We start from the raw sequence: 19,886 nt of genomic DNA, 5'->3' as shown, positions 1-19,886 counted from the left end.
CGCCATGCCGCAGGGCCGCCTCAATGACCGCCGGTGCATCGCCACCGGCGCGCCGCTCGGACCGGATGCGCGCGCTTTGCGCTTCGTGCGGTCGCCCGAGGGGGAGGCCGTGCCCGACCTCGCTCTGCGCCTTCCGGGGCGCGGGGCCTGGGTGAGCGCGCAGCGCTCGGCGGTCGAGGCGGCGGTCCGCCGGAACGCCTTCTCCCGCGCCTTCAAGGCGCCGACGGCGGTGCCGGAGCCCGCAGAGGGCTTCGCGGCGCGCATCGAGGCGCTCCTTGCCGAAAGGGCGCTGTCCCGCCTCGGCCTCGCCCGCAAGGCGGGCGCTCTTTTCGCGGGCTTCGAGGCGGTGCGCGAGCGGCTGCCGGGGCTCTGCGCCTATCTGTCGCCTGCGGATGCGGCGGAGGACGGCGTGAACAAGATCATGGCGCGCCTTGCCGCGACGTCGCCGGCAACCCACATCCGTCTTCCGGCCACGTCGGAAGCGGTCAGCGCCGCGATCGGCGAGGTCGGCGCCGTCCATCTCGGGCTCGCCGCAGGCGGTGCCGGACGGGCGGCGGCAGAGGCCGCAGCAGTGTGGGCGGCTTATACGGAAAACCCTCCGGCGACTTAAATCGCACTGAGGTGTTCTGGGGGCGGTGGACGTGAGCCGCCCTCGCGTATATGTGGGCCGTCCCCGGCGGTGAGGGATGTGGTAGACTGCTCGGCGGTGCGCCGGATCGGCGTCCTCGGAGCGAGCGGGTCCCCTCCCGCGATCAGGTCAGTGGCCTTGTTGGGAACAGTTTTCGGATCGCCCGGCGGTCCCCGTGGAGACGTATGAGCGACGAGACGCAAGAAAAATCGAAGGGCGAGCGCAAGCCGCTGAGCCTCCGTGGCAAGACCGAAACAGGTTCGGTCAAGCAGAGCTTCAGCCATGGCCGGACCAAGACGGTCGAGGTCGTGAAGAAGCGCAGAGTGGCCTCCCCCGGCGGCAAGTCACCCTCGTCCAAGACGAAGGTGATCGAGCCTGCGCCCAAGCGCGAGACGGCCAAGGTGCCGCCCGCGGCTGCGGCCGGGCGCGCCAAGGAAGTGGCGGCCAAGCCCAAGGGCAAGGTGGTGCGCCGCCTGTCCGACGAGGAATCCAAGCGCAGGGCGGCCGCCCTCGCCGTCGCGCAGAAGGCGGCGAAGGAGAAGGCCGCGCGCGAGGCCAAGGAGCGCGAGGAGCGCGAACGCCGCGAGGCCGAGGAGCGGGCGCGCCTCGAAGAGGCCCGCAAGCAGGCCGAGGCCGAAGAGAAGCGCCGCGCCGAGGAGGCCGAAGCTCGCAAGAAGGCCGAGGAAGAGGCGCGCAAGCAGCTCGAAGCCGAGGAGGCCGAGCGCAAGCGCCGTCAGGAGGCCAAGGCCAAGGGTCTCGAAAATGCCGGCGGCCAGCAGAAGAAGGGTCCCGCTCTCGAAAAGGATGCGGATGACCCGCTCTCCGCGCTCGGCGGCCGGATCAAGCAGAAGCGCGGCTTCGGCGGCGCGGATACGAGCCGGAAAGAGGCGCCGAAACGCCGCACCGGTCGCCTGACCATCGCCAACGCCCTTCAGGACGACGACCGCCAGCGCAGCCTGGCCTCCGTCCGCAGAGCGCGCGAGCGCGAGAAAGCGGCGCGGGCCAAGCGCGGCAATCAGGCGAGCCAGAAGAAGCGCGAGGTGGTCATTCCCGAACTGATCACCGTTTCCGATCTCGCCCAGCGCATGGCCATGCGGTCGACCGACCTCATCAAGGAGCTGATGAAGCAGGGCCAGATGGTCACCGGCAATGCGACGCTCGACGCCGATACGGCGGAGCTGATCGTCGAGGATCTCGGCCATACCGCCAAGCGCGTCTCCGAGGCCGATGTCGAAGAAGGCCTGATCGCGCCCGATCCGGAGGACGCCACGCTCAAGCCGCGTCCGCCCGTGGTCACGATCATGGGCCATGTCGACCACGGCAAGACGAGCCTGCTCGACGCCCTGCGCCAGACCGATGTCGTCTCCGGCGAGGCCGGCGGTATCACGCAGCACATCGGGGCCTATCAGATCGAGGACAAGGCGCATAACAAGATCACCTTCCTCGACACGCCGGGCCACGCCGCCTTCACGGCGATGCGGGCGCGCGGCGCGGATGTCACGGATATCGTGGTCGTGGTGGTCGCGGCCGATGACAGCGTCATGCCGCAGACCGAAGAGGCGATCAGCCATGCCCGCGCCGCGGGCGTGCCCATGATCATCGCGGTCAACAAGATCGACAAGCCGGGCGCCGATCCCACCAAGGTCAAGAACGACCTCCTGCGCTACGAAGTGCAGGTCGAGAGCCTTGGCGGCGAGGTTCAGGACATCGAGGTGTCAGCGCTCAAGAAGCAGAACCTCGACGGCCTTCTCGAGGCGATCAGCCTTCAGGCCGAGTTCCTCGAGCTCGAGGCGAATGAGGACCGCGCGGCCCATGGTTCCGTGGTCGAGGCGCAGCTCGACAAGGGCCGCGGCTCCGTCGCGACCTTCCTGATCGAGGCGGGCACGCTCAAGCGCGGCGACATCGTCGTGGTCGGCTCCGAATGGGGCAAGGTCCGCGCGATGACCGACGACAAGGGCAAGCAGGTCAAGACGGCCGTGCCGAGCCAGCCGGTCGAGGTCCTCGGCCTCAACGGCGTGCCGGAACCGGGCGACCAGTTCGTCGTCGTCGACAGCGAGGCCCGGGCCCGCGAAGTGGCCGAATACCGCGCCCGCGTGAAACGCGAAAAGGCGAATGCCTCGACCTCGGGGACCAGCCTCGAGCAGATGATGGCGCAGCTCCAGGACGCCGAAATCAAGGACCTGCCGATCGTCATCAAGGGCGATGTGCAGGGCTCGGTCGAAGCGATCGTCGGCGCCCTCGACAAGATGGCGACCGAGGAGGTCCGGGTGCGCGTGCTGCACACCGGCGTCGGCGCGATCTCCGAGAGCGACGTCGTCCTCGCCGAAGCGTCGAACGCGCCCGTCATCGGCTTCAATGTCCGCGCCAACAAGCAGGCGCGCGAGGTGGCCGAGCGGTCGAACACCGAGATCCGCTATTATTCGGTGATCTACGACCTGATCGACGACATCAAAGGCACGCTGTCGGGCATGCTCGACCCCGAGCTGCGCGAGACCTTCCTCGGCAATGCCGAGATCCTCGAGGTCTTCAACGTCTCCAAGGTCGGCAAGGTCGCCGGCTGCCGCGTGACTGAAGGCCAGGTGAAGCGCGGTGCCAATGTCCGGCTGCTGCGGGACAATGTCGTCATCCACGAGGGCGAGCTGAGCCAGCTCAAGCGCTTCAAGGACGACGTCAACGAAGTGCCCGCGGGTCAGGAATGCGGCATGAGCTTCGCCAATTACGACGACCTGAAGGTCGGCGACGTCATCGAGTGCTTCCAGGTGGAGCGGATCGAGCGCAAGCTCGACTAAGCGTCGCGGCAGAGACATCGCAGGCGGTGCCGGCTTTCAGGCCGGCACCGCCTTTTTCTATGCCCGGATTTCCAGCACGCTTTTCGTGTCGCACAGACGCAGGAGGCGGCGCATGGCCGGCTCCGCGATGGCGACGCAGCCTTCGGTCGGCGTCGGATCGGCGGATTTGGTCAGGTGGAAGAACACGGCGCTGCCCGCGCCGGGCTCGGGCCGGTCGAGGTTCTGATCCAGCACGACGACGAGATCATAGGCGGCATCCTCTCTCCACATCCGCTCATGGCTGGCCGGGAAGGGCAGCCGGACAGGGCGGTTGTAGAGCGGGTGCCCAGGGTCGTCGCACCAGCCGTCGAAGCGCCGGATTGGCAGGACGGGAAGCCCTGTCACGGGCCGGGCGACGCGGTCTGGACGCCAATAGCAGCTGCGCATTCCGAAGCGTCCGATGGGCGTCGCGCCGTCGCCTTCTTTCTTATCATTTGTCAAACCACCGCGCCCGAAAGCGCAGATTGTCTGGAAATCCGCTGCTTCCAGCACACCGCGATCGCTCTTTTTCGGCGTCGCGGTCAGAACGAAGCTCATTTTTGCGTGTTGTTCCCAGGCAAGTTTCGGTACACCTCAACGGGAAGTGATGCCGCCCCAAGCGGCACGAGGGAAGACTTTATGGCACGTGCGGCACGCGTTCTCCTGGTCGAAGACGATGCTCTGCTGGCCGGCACTCTGTCCGACCAGTTCGCGGAGCATCCGGAATTCGAACTCGAGGTCACGGAGACCGGCAGCGCGGCCATAGAAAAGCTGCGCGCCGAAGGTCACATCGACCTCGTCCTGCTCGATGTCGGCCTTCCTGACATGGATGGCCGAGAGGCCTGCCGGAAGCTGCGCGATGGCGGGTTCAAGTCGCCGATCATCATGCTGACCGGCGCCGACGAGGAATCCGACGTCATCACCGGCCTCGATGCCGGCGCGAACGACTATGTCACCAAGCCCTTCAAGTTCGGCGTCCTGCTCGCCCGCCTGCGCGCCCATCTGCGCAGCCACGAGCAGTCCGAGGACGCGGTCTTCCGGATCGGGCCGTATGAATTCCGTCCGGCGGTGAAGATGCTCGTCACGAGCGACGACAAGCGGATCAAGCTGACCGAAAAGGAAGCCTCGATCCTCAAATATCTCTATCGCTCGGGCGGAAAGCCCGTTAGCCGCGACACGCTGCTCGACGAGGTCTGGGGGTACAATTCGGGCGTGACGACGCACACGCTGGAAACCCATGTCTACCGGCTGCGCCAGAAGATCGAGCCGAAGCCGGGCGAGACGACGCTCCTGCTGACCGATTCCGGCGGCTACCGCCTCGCCACCGACGTCTAGCCGGGCGCAGGGCCGCTTCGCCTGCGAAACGGTATCGGGCGGCCATAGGCGAGGCGGCGCCAGACCCATTCGAGCGGTCCGAAGCGGAACCTCGCGAGCCAGAGCGGCGAGGCGATCAGGATGATCGCCCAGACGGCGCCGACGGCGATCAGGATCTCGCCCAGGGTCAGATGGCCGTAAAGGCTCCCGCCATGGCCATAGGCCAGCGTCGTGCCGATCAGCGAGCAAGCGATGTAATTGGTGAAGGCCATGCGGCCTGCGGCGGCGAGGGCGGCGGGCGCCTTGCCGAGGCTCAGGATGCCGAGAACGAGGCCGGTATAGCCGAACGCGCCGAGCGGCCCTTCGAGATAGGCGATCCATTCCTGCCGCAAAGAGGCGGCGAAGTCCCATTGCGCGGCTTCGAGCCTTTCGGCGCGAAGGAAAGCCAGGGCCCAGGCGGATGACAGGCAGGCCGCTGCGGCCGGAAGATATGCCTTCGGCGCCTTCGTGCCGAGCAGGATGCCGCTGCGGAACAGGACGATGCCCCCGAGCATGTAGGAAAGGATCATCGGCAGCAGGCCCGCAAAGAGCAGGCCGGTCAGATTGCCGAGCGCGAGCGGAAACCGCGCCGCGGCATGGTCGAGGGGGGGGGGAGGCGCTGCGGAACGCCGCCAGATCCTCTCGCAGGGCCTGCGGGCCTGGGTCCCATGCGGCCGCGGACAGATCAGCCAGCGCCGGCGGCGGAAGGGCGGCGAGAAGGGCGTTGAGCCCCGCCGTCCACAGGAGGCCCAGCACGAACAGGCCCGCCATCCAGCCGCAGACCACGAAGGTCCGCCTGCGCAGGAACGGAAGGGCGGCCCATCCGGTCACGGCATAGGCCGCCAGGATATCGCCGGCCCAGACCGCGAAGAGATGGATCAGGCCGAAGACGAACAGCCAGCCCAGCCGGCGCAGGATCCGCGCCTGAGGATCTTGGCCGGCCGCGACCGCTTTGTCCCATGAAAGGGCCAGTCCCGCCCCGAAGAGGAGCGCGAAGACCGGCATCCACTTCCCGTCGACGGCGATGGCAAGGAGGCCGGCGAAGAGCCGGTCCTGGGGACCGGCCCAAAGAGTCGGGTTCTCGTAGAACGCGAAGGGCGCGAACATCGCCTTCGCATTGACCGCGAAGATCATCAGGACGGCGAGACCGCGCAGCACGTCGAGGCTGTCATGGCGCGCCTCCGGCGCGACCGGCCCGTCTGCCGCGCTCATCTCATCCCGCCGCGCTCATCCGCAAAAGGGTAGGGAGGCCCCCCGAGCCGCGTCAATCGCCGCTGAGCGCCGGAAGGTCCAGGACGCGCTCCGCATAGGTGCCGCCATCCATGTCGCGCAGGCGGAGCGTGACCTGCCTGCGATCCCAATCCACCAGCACCTCGCCGAAATTCTCGTCGCGGATCATCGGCGTCGTGCGGTGGGGTCCCGCTTCCTCCGCCGCATCCGCCCAGGCCGAAGCGGGATCGTTCAGGGAGGAGGCCGTCATCTCGTGAAGCGGATAGCCGAGCACGTCGTCGCGGCGATAGAAGGCGCCGGCGTGGCGGTCGCCCGACACCACGACGAGGTGCTCCGCGCCCGATGCGCGCAGCGTTTCGTAAAGCCGCTCGCGCGCTCCGGGCATGGTGGCCCAGGCCTCCCAGCCATGCCCGTCGGCGAGGAGCTGGATCGAGGTGACGAGGATGCGCAGATCCGCAGGCTGGCGCAGGGTCTCGGCGAGCCAGGCTTCCTGCTTGGCGCCGAGCATGGTCTGCTCGGGGGCTGCGCTCGGCAGGTAGCGCTCCTTGCCGGGCGCACCGTACCGGTCCGTCGGTGTCAGCTCCGATCGGAAATAGCGCGTATCGAGAAGAATGATCTGCACGCGCTCGCCCGGCGCGCCGACCGTGACCGCCTCATAGACGCCGGGACGCCTGCGGCGGGGATCGTCGGCATCCAGCGCCCATACATCCTCGAACAGGGCCTCTGATTCCTCTCTCAGCGCGAAGTCCGCGCCCGCATCGTTCCTGCCGTAGTCGTGGTCGTCCCAGACCGGCAGGACGGGGATATCGTCGCGGAAGGCGGAAAACGGCTCGGACCGGGCCAGGCGGTAATAGGCGGCACGCAGCTCGGGCAGGGCGGGGTCGTCCGTGGTCACATCGCCGTAGACGTTGTCGCCGAGGAAGACGAACAGGTCCGGATCCGTCTCCGCAATCGCCGTCCAGAAGCTCTGATCGGCCTGCTGCTTGGCGCAGGAGCCGAAGCCGATGCGGGAAATGGCGGCGCTCCGGTCGAGCGGCGCCGAGGCGAGGGTGACGGTCGGCGGGGCGTAGGCCGCCTTTTCCGGCACGGCGATGGCGTCGACGGCACGAGGCCCGGTCGAACAGGCGGCGAGAAGAAGGCTCGGCAGGAGGATGCGTTTCATCCGGCCGTCCCTAGCGGTCCTGCGTGACGGGTTCGTGTCGCCGGGCCGATCCCGCTAGTCTGGCCGTCCGCTTCTTCGGAGACGCCGCATGACACTTCTCGCCATCGATCAGGGCACGACCTCCTCGCGGGCGATCCTCTTCTCGGAGGAGGGCCGCGTGCTCGACACGGCGCAGGAGGAGTTTCCGCAGCGCTATCCCCGCGACGGCTGGGTCGAGCACGATCCCGAGGCGATCTGGCAGTCCGTGCTGCGCACGGCGCGCGCCGTCCTCAAGCGGGCGGAGGCGCCGGTGGCCGCGCTCGGCATCACGAACCAGCGCGAGACCGTGCTGGTCTGGGACCGTAAGACGGGCGAGCCGATCCACGACGCCATCGTCTGGCAGGACCGGCGCACCGCCGCCGCCTGCCGCAAGCTCGAGGCGGACGGGCATGGCGATCTCATCCGCCAGCGCACCGGGCTCGTGGTCGATCCCTATTTCTCCGCGACCAAGCTCGCCTTCATCCTCGGCGAGGTGCCGGGCGCGAAAGCGCGGGCGGAGGCGGGCGAGCTCGCCTTCGGCACGGTGGACAGCTTCCTTCTCTATCGCCTGACGGGCGGGCGGGTGCACGCCACCGACGTCACCAATGCCTGCCGGACGAGCCTGTTCAATCTGGAAGCGCAGGACTGGGACGACGAGCTTCTGGCGCTTTTCGGCGTGCCGCGCGCGATGATGCCGGAGATCCGCGACTGCGCCTCGGATTTCGGCACGACCGACGAGGCGGTGCTCGGCCGCGCCCTGCCGATCGGCGGCATTGCGGGCGACCAGCAGGCGGCGCTGATCGGCCAGGCCTGCGTGAAGCCGGGCATGATCAAATCGACCTATGGGACGGGCTGCTTCGTGGTGCTGAACACCGGGGGCGAGATCGTGCGCTCCGATCACCGCCTCCTGTCTACGGTGGCCTATCGTCTCGGCGGCGAGACGACCTTCGCGGTCGAAGGGTCCATCTTCGTCGCGGGCGCGGCCGTGCAATGGCTGCGCGACGGCATCGGCGTCCTCTCCCATGCCTCCGAGACAGAGGCGCTGGCGCGGGCGGCCCGGTCGGACAGCCGCGTCGTCATGGTGCCCGCCTTCACGGGGCTCGGCGCGCCGCATTGGGATGCCGAGGCGCGCGGCGCGATCTACGGCCTGACGCGCGATGCGGGGCCGGCGGAGCTCGCGCGGGCGGCGCTCGAATCGGTCGCTTTCCAGACCGACGACCTGATCGAGGCGATGCGGGCGGACGGCGCGGATATCGAAGCCTTGCGCATCGATGGCGGCATGGTCGCCAATGACTGGTTCTGCCAGGCCCTCGCCGACATCACCGACCTTCCGGCCGAGCGGCCGGTCGTGGGCGAGACGACGGCGCTCGGCGCGGCCATGCTGGCGGGGCTTCAGGCGGGCGTCTTCTCCAGCCTCGAAGAGGCCTGCGCCCTGTGGCAGCAGGACGCCGCCTTCGCGCCGGGAAGCGAGCCCGCCGCGCGCGAGGCGAAGCGGGCCCTCTGGCGCGACGCCGTGCGCCGCACGCTGACAGAATAGCGCTACCAGTCCTTGCGCAGCCCGAGGCGGACGAGGCGCGGCGCGCTGCCGAAGCCTGCGGGCTGCTCATAGGTCTCGTCCAGAAGGTTCGTGACCGTCACGAAACCGGTCAGATCCTTGCGCAGCGCATAGCGCGCCGTCACCGCCGCCTCGTCGAATGCGCCGACCTCTCCATTGCCCAAGAAATTGCCGTCATCCGAATAGGTGACGTCGAGCCGCTCGCCGACGCGCGACCAGCGCCCGGACAGGGCCAGCCTGTCCGTCGCCTGCCAGTTCGCGCTCGCCGCGAAGCCGTGCTCGGGACGGCGCAGAAGGTCCGTGCCCGTGTCGCGGTTCTCGGCGTCGGTATAGGTATAGGCGAGCCTGCCGCTGAAGCGTTCGAGCTCGGCATGGACCGACAGCTCGGCGCCCTGCGTCCGCGCATCGCCGATATTGACGTTCTGCCCGGTCGCGAAGGCATATTCGATCAGGTCTTCGGTCTCGGTGCGGAACAGGACGAGGCCCGCGCCGACCACGCCTGCGGCCACCCGGCGCTCCAGCGTCACGCCGATCTCGCCGCTTTCGGCCTGTTCCTCCTCGAGGTCGGGATTGGCCGCGGTGAAGGCCGAGGTCGAGAAGCGCTCGGACAGGGTCGGAATGTTATAGGCCGTCCCATACGCCGCATGCAGCCGGAGGCCTTGCGACGGCGTCCAGACGGCCCCCGCATTATAGGTGACCGGCGTGCCGAACCCTTCGTAATCGTCCGCCCGCAGCGCACCTGTCAGGGTGAGGGCGCCCCAGTCGCGCTGGCCGAAGAGAAAGCCGCCGAAATGATCCTCTTCGGCTTTCAGCGGATCGTTGAAGCTGACCGGAATGTCGATCTTCTCTTGCTCGGCGATCAGGCCGCCATTGAGCCGCCAGCCTTTCCCCTCGCGCCCTGCGAGCAGCTCCGAAAAGCGGCGCTGGCCATCGACCTCGCCGGTCAGGGCCTCGCCGTCCCTCTCCTCGAAGGCGGCATCCACGATCCCGGCGCGAAGGCGCAGCGTGGCCGCGCCCTCATAGGCGATGCCGGCGCGCGCGACGCTCAGGCGGTCTTCGGAGGACAGGTCCGGATCGCTGGCCCGCTGAAAGCCGGTCGGGCCGCCCGAAAACGTGTCGAACCCGGCTTCGGCCTGCCGGTGCAGGCCGGTCGCTTCGAGGCTCCACTCCTCCGTCAGCGCATAGGCGAAGGCGGCGCTGGCGCTGTAGGCGTCCGATCCGTCGCGGTCGCCAGATCCCACTTCTTCGGAGATCCGTCCGGGCACGGCATCATAGCCGTCCGTCCCATAGGCCTGCGCGGAGAGGGCGAAGCGCAAGGGGCCCGCCTCGCCCGCATGATCGATCCCGCCCGCATAGGTCTCCAGCTCGCCGGCGGAGAGGCTCGCGCTGCCGCCGGGCTCGCCCTCGATCCGCGGCACCACATTGATCACGCCGCCGATCGCATCCGAGCCATAGGTGGCCGAGGCCGGCCCGCGCAGCACCTCGATGCGCGCCGCGCCGCCCGACAGGTCGCTGCCGAAGCTGTAGGCGCCGTTGGGGGTCGCGGGACTGTTCAGGCGAATGCCGTCATAGGTCGACAGCACGTGGTCCGAATCCGTGCCCCGCAGGAAGACCGAGGCCTGCGTGCCGAAGGGTCCCGCACGCACCACCTGCACGCCGGGGAGCAGAGAGAGCGCCTCGGTCACGCTGAGGATCGCCTGCTCGTCGATCGCCTCGTCCGTCACGACGTCGATCGACAAGGGCAGGCTTTCGAGCGGAGCGGGCGCGCGTCCGACCACCGTGACGATATCAGGGGGCTGCGCAGGCGAAGGAGCCGCGGCCTGCGCCGCGAGCGGGATCAGAAGGAGTGTCATCTTTTCATCCTCGTCGCGCGAGCGGGGCCGGCCCGCGCGAGCAGAAGCGAACGCCTCTCCCGCTTGCGCGGAAGGACCTCAGGCGCGCAGGTGCTCTGACGGTTTCCCGCGCCTCCGCCTGGTCCCGGACGGACGGCTTCGCAGCCTCGCGCGGGGCAGGTCTCCCGGCTCACGGCTCGAACGGTCCCGCCGCCTTCCCGGCTTTCGCCAGTGGCCTTCCGGCAGGACCCTCGCCGCTCACGGTTGCGGGCACAGCGCCGGTCTCGGCTTTCGCCTCACCGGACTTCCCTTTTCACCTCCTTCGGGGGGGAGGCACCTCGCGCGAAGCGGGCTATGGCAGCGGCCGGTGCGGTGGACAAGAGGCGCTTGGCGTGGGCGCCGACGCCCGTTACCCTTTTGTTCCGCTATTCGTCCGGCTCCATGACCTTCCGCTTCATTCACACCGCCGACTGGCAGCTCGGAAAACCCTTCGGCCGCTTCTCGCCCGAGCTTGCGGCGCAGCTGCGCGCGGCGCGCATCGACGCCATCGGCACGATCGCGGCTGCGGCGCGGGCGCAGGGGGCGGCGCATGTCGTGGTGGCGGGCGATGTCTGGGACTGCGAGACCCCTTCGGACGAGACGCTGGCGAAGCCGCTCGACGCGATGGCGCAGGCGGCGGATGTCACCTGGTGGCTGCTGCCCGGCAATCACGACCCCGCGGCGCGCCACGGCCTCTGGGACAGGCTGCGCGCGGGCACGCTGCCGGCCAATATCCGCTGCCTTTGCTCGGCTGAACCTGTGGAGGCCGCGCCGGGCGTCGTCTTCCTGCCCGCCCCCTGGGAGAGCAAGAATCCGGGCCGCGACCTGACCGAGGACTATGCCCGCAAAGCGACGCCCGAGGGCGCCCTGCGCATCGGCATCGCCCATGGCGGCACCGTGGAATTCTCCCAGGACGCGGTGCAGTCGAGCGCCATCGCAAAGGGGGCGGCGGCGCGCGGCGGGCTCGACTATCTCGCGCTCGGCGACTGGCACGGCCATAAGCGGGTCGATGAGCGCAGCTGGTATGCCGGCACGCCAGAGCCCGACCGCTTCCCGCAGAATGCGCCGGGCTATGTGCTGTCGGTCGAAGTGGCGCCCGGCGCGGTGCCGGTGGTCGAGCCGCTGCGCACGGCGCGCTATTGCTGGTCGGCCGACCGGCTCGAGCTCCTGGCCGAGGGCGATCCCGTCACGCGCTTCGAAGCCCTGCACGATCAGAGCTTCGAGCGCCGCTACCGCCTCGCCAAGGTGGAAGTCACAGGCGCGGTGCGGCTCGAGGACCGGGCGGCGCTGCTCGACCATATCGGGCGCGAATCCCATCGCTATGCGCATCTGGAAACCGAGCATTCGCGCCTCGACACGCTGATCGAGGCGGCGGGCCTCGAAGCGATGGGCGCCGAGGGCAGCCTGCGCCAGACGGCCGAGGACCTTCACGCTTTGTCGGAGGATGCGGCCGCCGATCCCTCGCGCCGGGACGAGGCGAAGCTGGCCCTCGACCTCCTGATGACCTTCGCGGCGTAAGGGAACGGGATGCGGCTCGACGCGATCAGGCTTCGCCATGTGCGCGGCTTCGGAGAGGAGGGGGTGGCGCTCGAAGGCTTCGCGCCGGGCCTCAACATCCTTTCGGCACCGAACGAGTTCGGCAAGTCGACGCTCTTCGATGCCCTGCGCGCGGCGCTCTTCTACGGGCACACGCGCGCGCCCAAGGAGATCAAGTCGCTCGAACCCGATCCCGGCGGCGGCGCGCCCGAGGTGACGCTGGAGCTGACCACGCAGGAGGGCCGGTTCCGGATCGACAAGCGCTTCCTGCGCAAGCGCATGGCGAAAGTCACCGATCTGAGCAGCGGCCGCGTCGTGGCCGAGGCCGACGATGCCGAGCGCTGGATCCGGAACGTCATCGGCGCCGACACGCCGGGCGAGGGGCCTGCGGGCCTCCTCTGGGTCGAGCAGGGCGCCTCGCTGCGCCAGCCGGACGCCGCCGAGGGGCGGGGCGAGGCGGTGCTGAGCCTTCTGGGCCGCGAGGTCCAGGACGCCACGGATGGCGAGCGCTCCCGCCATGTCCTGGCGCGGGCGACCGAGGCGCTGGAGGCGCTGGTCACCGCCCAGACCCGCAAACCCAAGGCGGGCAGCCCCTATGCCCGCGCCATCGAGGCGGCCGAGGCGCTGCGCGGCGAGGTCGCCGAGCTGAAAGCGGCGGTTCATGCCTCCCGCAGCCTGCGCGAGGACCTCGCCCGGACCGAGGATGCGCTGCGCCGGATCGAGGACGAGGAGCGGAGCCGCGATCGCGCCGAGCGCCTGGCCGCCGCCGAGGCGCGGCTCGGCGAAGCGCGGGACCGGCGCGCCGGGCTCGCCGCGCTGAGGATCGAGGCGGAGCGCAGCGCCGCCTTTGCAAGGGAAGCGGAGGAGGCGCTGTCCGCTCTGCGCGACGAGCAGGCCGCCGCGAGAGAGGCCCGGCGGACGCTCGGCGAGGCGGCGGAACGCGCCGAGGCCGCCGGCGGCAAGAGGAAAGAGGCCGTCGCCGCTCTCGATGCGGCGCGCGCGGACAGCGCGGCGGCGGCCGGGAGGGCCCGGAAGGCCGAGGAGGCGCTGGCCGAGGCGAGGCGGGCGCAACAGGCCGCGCGGGCGAGAGAGGGGCTGGAGCGGCTTCGCCGGGATATTTCTGCGGCACGGGAGGCGCGCGACGCGCTGCGGGCTCTGGGCCCCCCGGCGCCCCCGCCCGATCTGTCCGAACTCGAAGAGCGCCACACCCGCTTCCTCCAGGCCGAGGCGCGGGCCGAAGCTGCGCGGGCCCGCCTCATCGTTGAGGCGACCGATGGCAGCCTCCGGCTCGGCGGAGAGCCGCTCGAAGCAGGCGCGGAGCGGCCCCTCTCGGCGCAGAGCGTCATCACGGCGGGGGCGGGCATCCGCTTCCGCGTCGAGACGCCTGCGGGCGCGGCGGAGGCGGCGCTCGATGCCGCCCGCGCCGCCTATTGCGAGGCGCTGCACGCCGTCGGCGCCGACGATCTGGACGGCGCGCGCCGGAGCGCCGCCGAGGCGCGGGCGCGCGAGGCGGAGCGCGGCCGGTTGAAGGAGAGCCTGGAGCGGCTCGCGCCCGAAGGCTTCGAAGCGCTGGAAGACGAGGTGGAGGCGCTTCGCACGCTCGCGGAAGCGGCGGACGAGGCGCCGTCCGTCGAAGAGGCCGAAGCGGACCATGAGCAGGCGAGCCGCGCCCTGCACGAAGCGGCGGGGCGGACCGAGGCGCTGCGCGATGCGGCCGATGCGGCGCGCGAGGCGCAGGCGCGCATCGACGGCGATCTGCGCGTGGCGGAGGCGCGCTGGCAGGATGCGCTGTCCCGGCTCGGGCCGGAGGCTGCGTGGCCGGAGGCCCTCGCTGCGCAGGACGCCCGTCTCGGCGCGGCGCGCGAAGCGGCAGCAGCTGCGGCAGGGACACTTCGCGAGCAGGCGGCGGCGCTGCCGGATCTCGCCGTCCTCGAAGCCGAGGTCGCGCGGCTGCGCCAGGCTGTCGCCAATGCCCGGGACGAAGCGGACCGGCTGCGCCAGGACCGGGCGCGCATGACGACGGAGCTGCGCCACTTCCGCGCCGAGGGCGCCGAGGAGCGGCTGGCCGAGGCCGAAGGGCAGCTCGAAGCGGCCGAGGCCGACGAGGCCCGCTACGGGCGGCAGGTCCGCGCGCTGATCTTGCTGACCGAAACGCTCGGCCGGGCGCAGACCGAGCGCCGCGACCGCTTCCTCGCGCCGGTCACGGCCGAACTCGCCCCGCTTCTCGGCAGCGTCTTCGGGGCAGGGTCCTTGGTACTGGGAAGCGATCTCGCGCCCGAAACCTTCCTCCGCGCCAGCGCGGACGAGCCGGTGGAGCGCCTGTCGGGCGGCACGCGCGAGCAGCTGGCGATCCTGACCCGGCTCGCCTTCGCCCGCCTGATGGCCAAGAAGGGGCGCCCCATGCCGGTCATTCTCGACGATGCGCTGGTCTTCGCCGATGACGACCGGATCGCGCGCATGTTCACGGCGCTCAACCTCGCCGCCTCGGACGTTCAGGTCATCGCGCTGAGCTGCCGCCAGCGCGTCTTCGACGATCTCGGCGGCACGCGCATCAGGCCCCGGCCGCTGAATGGGCCCGGCTGAGGCTGCTCCGCCTCACTGCGCCCCGGCGGCGGCCTCTTCGGTGGCCTTCCCGCGGAAATCCGCCTCGCTGTTCGCCGCCATCCAGGCGAAGGCCGCATAGGCGGCGACGTTCTGGGCGATATCGTCCGGATCGATCTTGTCGAGCGTATCGTTCGCCGTGTGGTGCAGGTCGAAATAATCCCAGCCATCCTGCTTCAGCGTGACGACGGGCATGCCCTGCCGGCGCATCGGGGTCAGGTCCGGCCCGCCATAGGCCTCGTTGCCGCCCCGCGCGACGCCGAGCGGCTGAAGGACGCGGGCCATCTGATTGCCCAGGGGAAGCGCGCTTTCGCCGAAGCGGGTCTCGAACTGCCAGATGCGGCCCGCGCCGAAATCGCTCTCGGCGCCGACCACGTGCAGCGGCAACTCGTCCGCATGCGCTTCGGCATAGGCCTCGGCACCCAGAAGTCCGACCTCCTCCGCGCCGAAGAGCACGATGCGGATCGTGCGCAGCGGCCGCTCGCCCGTCTCCTCGACATGGTCGAGGATCAGCTTGCCCGCCGCGGCGACGATGCCGACTCCTGCGCCGTCATCGACGGCCCCGGTTCCGAGGTCCCAGGAATCGAGATGGGCGCCGAGAAGGACGATCTCGTCCGTTTGCCCCGGAATCTCGGCGAGGACATTGCCCGAGGGCGCCTTCTCCTCGGTGACGACATCGATATCGAGATTGACGGTGACGGGGCCGCGTTCGAGCGCGCGCTGCAATTGTTCGGCATCGGGCCAGGAGAGCGCGGCGATCGGCACGCGGGCCGCGACATCGCCATAGCTCATCGCGCCGGTATGCGGGAAGCGGTGCCGGTCCGTGCCGACCGACCGGATGAGGGCGGCGACCGCCCCGCGCTCTCCGGCCGCCCGCGCCGCGCCCGAGCGCTTCCGTACGGCCTGCCCGTATCCGGAGCCGTCCTGCGTCCGCGTCATGTTCTCGTCGACGAAGACGATCCTGCCTTCGAGCGAGCCGTCCAACGGCGCCTCCAGAAGGTCGTCCAGCGTCTCGAAGCGCACGACCTCGCCGCTGACGCCTCCGGGCTCGGTGCCGACGCTGTTGCCGAGCGCCGTCACTTCGAGGCGCTGGGGGAAGGGCTCGATGATCCGGGCATCTTCATAGGCCCGCGACCAGAAGGGCAGTGTGAACGGCTCGATCCTGACATTCGAGAAGCCCATCTCCTCGAGCCGGGCCTTCGCCCATTGGCGGGCGCGCGCCTCGGACGGGCTGCCCGCCAGCCGGGCCCCGACCTCGGTCGTCAGATCCTCGATCACCGCATAGCCGGTTCCGTCTTCGAGCCCCGTCCGCATCAGCTGGTCGGCCGTTCGGGTCACGGCCTCCGGAAGGCGGCCCTCCTGGGCGGCGGCGGGAAGGATCAGGGCGGCGGAGAGAAGCAGGATTCTGAGCATGATCGTCTCATCTCACGGCAGGTCCGGCAGCGTAAAGAGAGGGCCGGGACGGTCAATCGGCCATTGCGGCGCCTCCCGCTGGCAGGAAGGCCTCGCATCGGCGCGAGAGCGGTGAAATCCTGTTCCTTTGCAGCAGATTAACGCGATATCCCAATCACGGGAAATTAATGACGCCGGGGCGCGATTAATTGTTGCTACTGGCAGGGGGGGCGCTTAGCTAACGCCCATCGCCAGACGCTTCCAAAGCGGCTCGCGATGGTTCCAAGGCCGGTCGAATCTCGGCTCCCTTCTCTCTCCCCCCTTGAGGGGGCCATAGATGACCGGCTTTCAGTCCGGCGCTGCGCATTCTCCCTCTCTCCCCCCTTGAGAGTGCGCGGCGCCGGATCCTGAACCCCGTTCTCAGCGCTCCTCCTCTCTCCCCCCTTGGAGCGCGAACGGGTAGGCGCCGCGGCCGCAAGGTCGCGGCGCCGCCGCTTCCAGGAAATCCCGAAATGGAATTCGGTGCGCATCCACACGCGGCGAATGCCTGCGTAGGCGGCGACGGGCACGCCCCTGCGGGAGTGCCCGTCTGTCTTCATGCAGGAAGGGTCAGGCGAGGGCGGGCTCGATCTTCTGGCACGCCTCGACGAGTTCTTCGACGGCGGCCACGGAGTGGTCGAACATCTTCTTCTCCTCGTCGGTGAATGCCACCTCGAGCACACGCTCGGCGCCGCCCGCGCCGATCACGATCGGCACGCCGACATAGCGGCCCTTCACGCCGTATTCGCCGTCGAGATAGGCCGCGCAGGGCACGACGACCTTCTTGTCCTTCAGATAGCTCTCGGCCATCTGGATCGCGCTCGCCGCGGGGGCGTAGAAGGCCGATCCGGTCTTCAGGAGGCCGACGATCTCGCCGCCGCCCTTGCGGGTGCGGTCCACGATCGCGTCGATCTTGTCCTGCGTCGACCAGCCCATCTCGATCATGTCGGGCAGGGGCACGCCCGCGATCGTCGAATAGCGGGTCAGCGGCACCATGGTGTCGCCGTGACCGCCGAGGACGAATGCGGTGACGCTCTCGACCGAGACGTCGAATTCCTCGGCCAGGAAGTGCCGGAAGCGCGAGCTGTCGAGAATGCCCGCCATGCCCACGACCTTGTTCTTCGGCAGGCCCGAGAATTTCTGCAGCGCCCAGACCATGGCGTCGAGCGGGTTGGTGATGCAGATCACGAAGGCGTCGGGCGCGTGCTGCTTGATGCCCTCGCCGACGGATTTCATCACCTTGAGATTGATCTCCACGAGGTCGTCGCGGCTCATGCCCGGCTTGCGCGGCACGCCGGCGGTGACGATGCAGACATCGGCGCCCGCGATATCGGCATAGTCCTGCGTGCCCTTGAGGCGGCTGTCATAGCCGTCCACCGGCGCGGACTGCGCGATGTCGAGCGCCTTGCCCTCCGGCGTGCCCTCGGCGATGTCGAACAGGACGACGTCGCCCAGTTCCTTCTGCGCAGCGATATGCGCGAGAGTGCCGCCGATCATCCCGGCGCCGATCAGCGCGATCTTGTTTCTCGCCATGGTCCGTCTCCTTCGATGGTGTCTGTCAGGTGGCGCCTCACTAGCGGGGACGCTTCGCAGCCGCAACGAAGCGAGGCTGCGCCGGGGCGCGCGGCCTGCTAGTATGGCATCGGGAAAAGGGGACCTGTTCCGTGAGCGAGACGGATATTCTTCAGGCTGCGGCCGTCACCGACGAAGCGCGCGCAGGACGCAAGGCGCGAATGCCTCTGCCCGAGCGCTGCTATGCCTGCCACGCGCCGGTGCTCGGCCCCTACTGCCATGTCTGCGGCCAGAAGAACGACGATTGCAGGCGGTCCCTGATCCGGCTCGCGGCCGAGACGCTTCACGACGTGATGAGCCTCGATGGCCGTTTCGCCCATACGGTGCGGGCCGTGGTGACCCGGCCCGGCCGCTATGTGCGCGAATATGGCGGGGGGCGGCGCAGCCCCTATTCGCCGCCGATCCGATTCTTCCTCGTCGTCACCTTCTTGTTCTTCACCACGCTCTGGGTCACCGACCGGCAGATCGTCGTGCTCCAGCCCGATGTCGAGGTGAACGAGGACGGCACTCTGCGCTTCGGCGCCATGACCGCGGGCTTCTTCCAGCATGCCCGCGACCTGCGCTATTCCGAAGAGGAGCGGGCGCTGATGCGGCAGGCCGTGACCGAGGGGCGGGCCTCGCCGGAGCAGGTGATCGAAAGCATTCAGGCCGATGCGCAGGCCGAGATCGACGCCCTGCGCGACGAGGCGCAGGAAGCTGCCGAGGACGCTCTGCGCGACGAGGGGCGGGATGCGCAGCTGCGCGCCGAGGAGATCCGGGCCGAGGCCCGCCTGGCCATCGCCGATATCGAGGCGGAGGCGGCGCGGCGCGTGGCGGAGAGCGCGCGCGAGGAAGAGGCGCGCCAGAACCCGGGCATGGCCTCGGCGCCCCCATCGCCTCCGGCGCCGCAGGAGGAGGAGGCGGCGGCGGGGGCAGAGGAGGACGGCGCCGCACAGGACGACGGGTCGGACGGGCAGATCACGCTCAATGGCGAGCTGGTCGACACGGACCGGCTTCTCGATGCCGCTTTCCGCCTCGCCGAGAACCCGCGCGCCTTCAACAATGCGCTCGACGACTGGATCCCGCGGATCATGATCCTGATGATCCCGCTCATGGCGCTTCTCGGCGCATTCGTCATCCACGGGCGCGACGCGCTGCTCTACGACCATGCGCTCTTGTCGCTGAACACGCACGCCGTCGCCTTCGGCATCTTGACGCTCGGGCTTTGGACGAGCGCGATCCTGCCCGGCTGGCTCTTCGCCGGCGCCCTGTTCCTCGGGGTTCCCATCTATTACGGCGTCGCGCTCAAGGGCGCTTACGGGCGGTCGCTGCGCAAGGTGATCTTCACGACGCTCTTCGTGTTCACGATCTATGGCGCGGTGCTGTCGAGCGCGCTGGGCGTGGCGGCGGTCAGCGCCTTCGCCGACACGATCTGAGACCGCATCGCGAAGCGGCGGGGCGGAACCTCCGCCGGGCTCGTCCCGTTCTTTATGGCAAGAGGCAAACGGGACAGCGTTAACATGGACATCATCCGCGTCATTCTGGCCATCTTCGTGCCGCCGCTCGGCGTCTTCCTGCAGGAGGGGCTCGGAACGCAGTTCTGGATCAACGTGATCCTGACGCTGCTGGGCTATGTTCCGGGCATCATCCATGCCCTCTACATCATCCTGAGCCGCTGATCCCGTGAGTGTCTCGCGGCCCTACGATCCCGACCCGGCCGAGCCGCACGGCTTCGGCTATGACGCTCCGCCCTATCACGATGCGCCGGACGGGCGGATCGAGACCAGCTCGCTCGACGACCTGCCGCCCGAGCAGCGCGCGGCGGTCGAGCGGCTCGACAGGATCGCGACCCTGCTCGACAGCCAGTTCTCGATTCTCGGCATCCGCTTCGGGATCGAGCCGATCCTGGGCATCCTGCCCGTGGCCGGCGACCTCGCGGGGGCGGCGTTTTCCGGCTATCTCGTGCTCGAGGCGGCGCGTTTCGGCGCGCCCAAGAGGACCCTGGCCAAGATGGCGGTCAATGTGGGCCTCGACGCGGTCTTCGGCTCCGTGCCGGTTTTGGGCACGATCTTCGACGTCGCCTACAAGGCGAACAAGCGGAACGTGCGCATTCTGCGCCGCCACCTGACCGGCGGGCGGTAGA

Annotated in this window: 15 protein-coding genes and 1 riboswitch; of the genes, 9 read left to right on the top strand and 6 right to left on the bottom strand. The window is 69.5% G+C overall.

What is annotated here, in order from left to right:
• Nucleotides 1-4 precede the first annotated feature (4 nt).
• The gene (locus IE88_RS0103640; protein ID WP_051881463.1) at nucleotides 5-610 is read left to right on the top strand and encodes a DUF448 domain-containing protein; all 606 of its coding nucleotides are present in this window, start codon (nucleotides 5-7) and stop codon (nucleotides 608-610) included.
• Between the two features lie 203 nt (nucleotides 611-813).
• Entirely contained in the window at nucleotides 814-3,417 is a 2,604-nt protein-coding gene (infB, locus tag IE88_RS0103635; RefSeq protein ID WP_031550271.1) for a translation initiation factor IF-2, read from the top strand.
• A gap of 57 nt (nucleotides 3,418-3,474) precedes the next feature.
• Here the strand turns inward: infB and IE88_RS0103630 are convergent, their stop codons facing one another.
• A complete protein-coding gene (locus tag IE88_RS0103630) occupies nucleotides 3,475-3,948 on the bottom strand; it encodes a L,D-transpeptidase family protein (protein ID WP_420330126.1) in 474 nt (157 codons plus the stop codon).
• Between the two features lie 126 nt (nucleotides 3,949-4,074).
• On the opposite strand from IE88_RS0103630, the gene IE88_RS0103625 reads away from it, so the two are divergent.
• The gene (locus IE88_RS0103625; protein WP_031550265.1) at nucleotides 4,075-4,770 is read left to right on the top strand and encodes a response regulator transcription factor; all 696 of its coding nucleotides are present in this window, start codon (nucleotides 4,075-4,077) and stop codon (nucleotides 4,768-4,770) included.
• Here IE88_RS0103625 and IE88_RS0103620 read toward each other — a convergent pair.
• Nucleotides 4,767-5,318: a DUF418 domain-containing protein gene (locus tag IE88_RS0103620; protein WP_031550262.1), complete on the bottom strand. Its 552-nt coding sequence runs from the start codon at nucleotides 5,316-5,318 to the stop codon at nucleotides 4,767-4,769. The genes IE88_RS0103625 and IE88_RS0103620 overlap by 4 nt on opposite strands.
• A gap of 734 nt (nucleotides 5,319-6,052) precedes the next feature.
• Complete coding sequence (locus IE88_RS16245; protein WP_036766520.1) at nucleotides 6,053-7,180, bottom strand: alkaline phosphatase D family protein; 1,128 nt, start codon at nucleotides 7,178-7,180, stop codon at nucleotides 6,053-6,055.
• 88 nt (nucleotides 7,181-7,268) lie between these two features.
• Here IE88_RS16245 and glpK point away from each other — a divergent pair, with 88 nt between their 5' ends.
• The gene (gene glpK / locus IE88_RS0103610; protein WP_031550256.1) at nucleotides 7,269-8,735 is read left to right on the top strand and encodes a glycerol kinase GlpK; all 1,467 of its coding nucleotides are present in this window, start codon (nucleotides 7,269-7,271) and stop codon (nucleotides 8,733-8,735) included.
• Between the two features lie 2 nt (nucleotides 8,736-8,737).
• On the opposite strand, the gene IE88_RS0103605 is transcribed toward glpK, so the two are convergent.
• The gene (locus IE88_RS0103605) at nucleotides 8,738-10,606 is read right to left on the bottom strand and encodes a TonB-dependent receptor plug domain-containing protein (RefSeq protein ID WP_031550253.1); all 1,869 of its coding nucleotides are present in this window, start codon (nucleotides 10,604-10,606) and stop codon (nucleotides 8,738-8,740) included.
• Between the two features lie 137 nt (nucleotides 10,607-10,743).
• Nucleotides 10,744-10,941: riboswitch (cobalamin riboswitch) on the bottom strand.
• Nucleotides 10,942-10,972: 31 nt separating this feature from the next.
• On the opposite strand from IE88_RS0103605, the gene IE88_RS0103600 reads away from it, so the two are divergent.
• Together IE88_RS0103600 and IE88_RS16240 are read left to right on the top strand one after the other, a co-directional pair.
• Nucleotides 10,973-12,142 (top strand): metallophosphoesterase family protein, encoded by a 1,170-nt coding sequence (locus tag IE88_RS0103600; RefSeq protein ID WP_162178291.1) that lies wholly within the window; start codon nucleotides 10,973-10,975, stop codon nucleotides 12,140-12,142.
• Nucleotides 12,143-12,151: 9 nt separating this feature from the next.
• Nucleotides 12,152-14,743, top strand: a complete 2,592-nt coding sequence (locus IE88_RS16240; protein ID WP_036766518.1) for an ATP-binding protein — start codon at nucleotides 12,152-12,154, stop codon at nucleotides 14,741-14,743.
• Between the two features lie 12 nt (nucleotides 14,744-14,755).
• Here IE88_RS16240 and IE88_RS0103590 read toward each other — a convergent pair whose 3' ends face one another.
• A complete protein-coding gene (locus tag IE88_RS0103590; protein ID WP_036766516.1) occupies nucleotides 14,756-16,174 on the bottom strand; it encodes a M28 family peptidase in 1,419 nt (472 codons plus the stop codon).
• A 588-nt stretch (nucleotides 16,175-16,762) separates the two neighbouring features.
• The gene (gene mdh, locus IE88_RS0103585) at nucleotides 16,763-17,725 is read right to left on the bottom strand and encodes a malate dehydrogenase (protein ID WP_031550245.1); all 963 of its coding nucleotides are present in this window, start codon (nucleotides 17,723-17,725) and stop codon (nucleotides 16,763-16,765) included.
• 131 nt (nucleotides 17,726-17,856) lie between these two features.
• Here mdh and IE88_RS0103580 point away from each other — a divergent pair, with 131 nt between their 5' ends.
• The 3 genes from IE88_RS0103580 (at nucleotide 17,857) to IE88_RS0103570 (ending at nucleotide 19,885) form a co-directional block, all read left to right on the top strand.
• Nucleotides 17,857-19,179, top strand: a complete 1,323-nt coding sequence (locus tag IE88_RS0103580) for a DUF3667 domain-containing protein (protein ID WP_031550242.1) — start codon at nucleotides 17,857-17,859, stop codon at nucleotides 19,177-19,179.
• Nucleotides 19,180-19,263: 84 nt separating this feature from the next.
• Entirely contained in the window at nucleotides 19,264-19,422 is a 159-nt protein-coding gene (locus tag IE88_RS17775; RefSeq protein WP_036766515.1) for a YqaE/Pmp3 family membrane protein, read from the top strand.
• Nucleotides 19,423-19,426: 4 nt separating this feature from the next.
• Nucleotides 19,427-19,885 (top strand): DUF4112 domain-containing protein, encoded by a 459-nt coding sequence (locus IE88_RS0103570; RefSeq protein ID WP_202900418.1) that lies wholly within the window; start codon nucleotides 19,427-19,429, stop codon nucleotides 19,883-19,885.
• Nucleotide 19,886 lies beyond the last annotated feature (1 nt).

Source organism: Parvularcula oceani (genome assembly GCF_000733125.1).
GTDB classification, from domain to species: domain Bacteria; phylum Pseudomonadota; class Alphaproteobacteria; order Caulobacterales; family Parvularculaceae; genus Parvularcula; species Parvularcula oceani.
The sequence above is the reverse complement of the archived record's forward strand: the minus strand, read 5'-3'. Positions and strand labels throughout refer to the sequence as shown.

Bases quoted from the DNA above. Each gene is read 5' to 3' on its own strand.
- IE88_RS0103605 (WP_031550253.1), bottom strand. From the start codon at position 10,606: ATGACACTCCTTCTGATCCCGCTCGCGGCGCAGGCCGCGGCTCCTTCG.
- IE88_RS0103625 (WP_031550265.1), top strand. From the start codon at position 4,075: ATGGCACGTGCGGCACGCGTTCTCCTGGTCGAAGACGATGCTCTGCTG.
- IE88_RS0103590 (WP_036766516.1), bottom strand. From the start codon at position 16,174: ATGCTCAGAATCCTGCTTCTCTCCGCCGCCCTGATCCTTCCCGCCGCC.
- IE88_RS16240 (WP_036766518.1), top strand. From the start codon at position 12,152: ATGCGGCTCGACGCGATCAGGCTTCGCCATGTGCGCGGCTTCGGAGAG.
- infB (WP_031550271.1), top strand. From the start codon at position 814: ATGAGCGACGAGACGCAAGAAAAATCGAAGGGCGAGCGCAAGCCGCTG.
- IE88_RS17775 (WP_036766515.1), top strand. From the start codon at position 19,264: ATGGACATCATCCGCGTCATTCTGGCCATCTTCGTGCCGCCGCTCGGC.
- IE88_RS0103620 (WP_031550262.1), bottom strand. From the start codon at position 5,318: ATGATCCTTTCCTACATGCTCGGGGGCATCGTCCTGTTCCGCAGCGGC.
- IE88_RS16245 (WP_036766520.1), bottom strand. From the start codon at position 7,180: ATGAAACGCATCCTCCTGCCGAGCCTTCTTCTCGCCGCCTGTTCGACC.
- IE88_RS0103640 (WP_051881463.1), top strand. From the start codon at position 5: ATGCCGCAGGGCCGCCTCAATGACCGCCGGTGCATCGCCACCGGCGCG.
- mdh (WP_031550245.1), bottom strand. From the start codon at position 17,725: ATGGCGAGAAACAAGATCGCGCTGATCGGCGCCGGGATGATCGGCGGC.
- glpK (WP_031550256.1), top strand. From the start codon at position 7,269: ATGACACTTCTCGCCATCGATCAGGGCACGACCTCCTCGCGGGCGATC.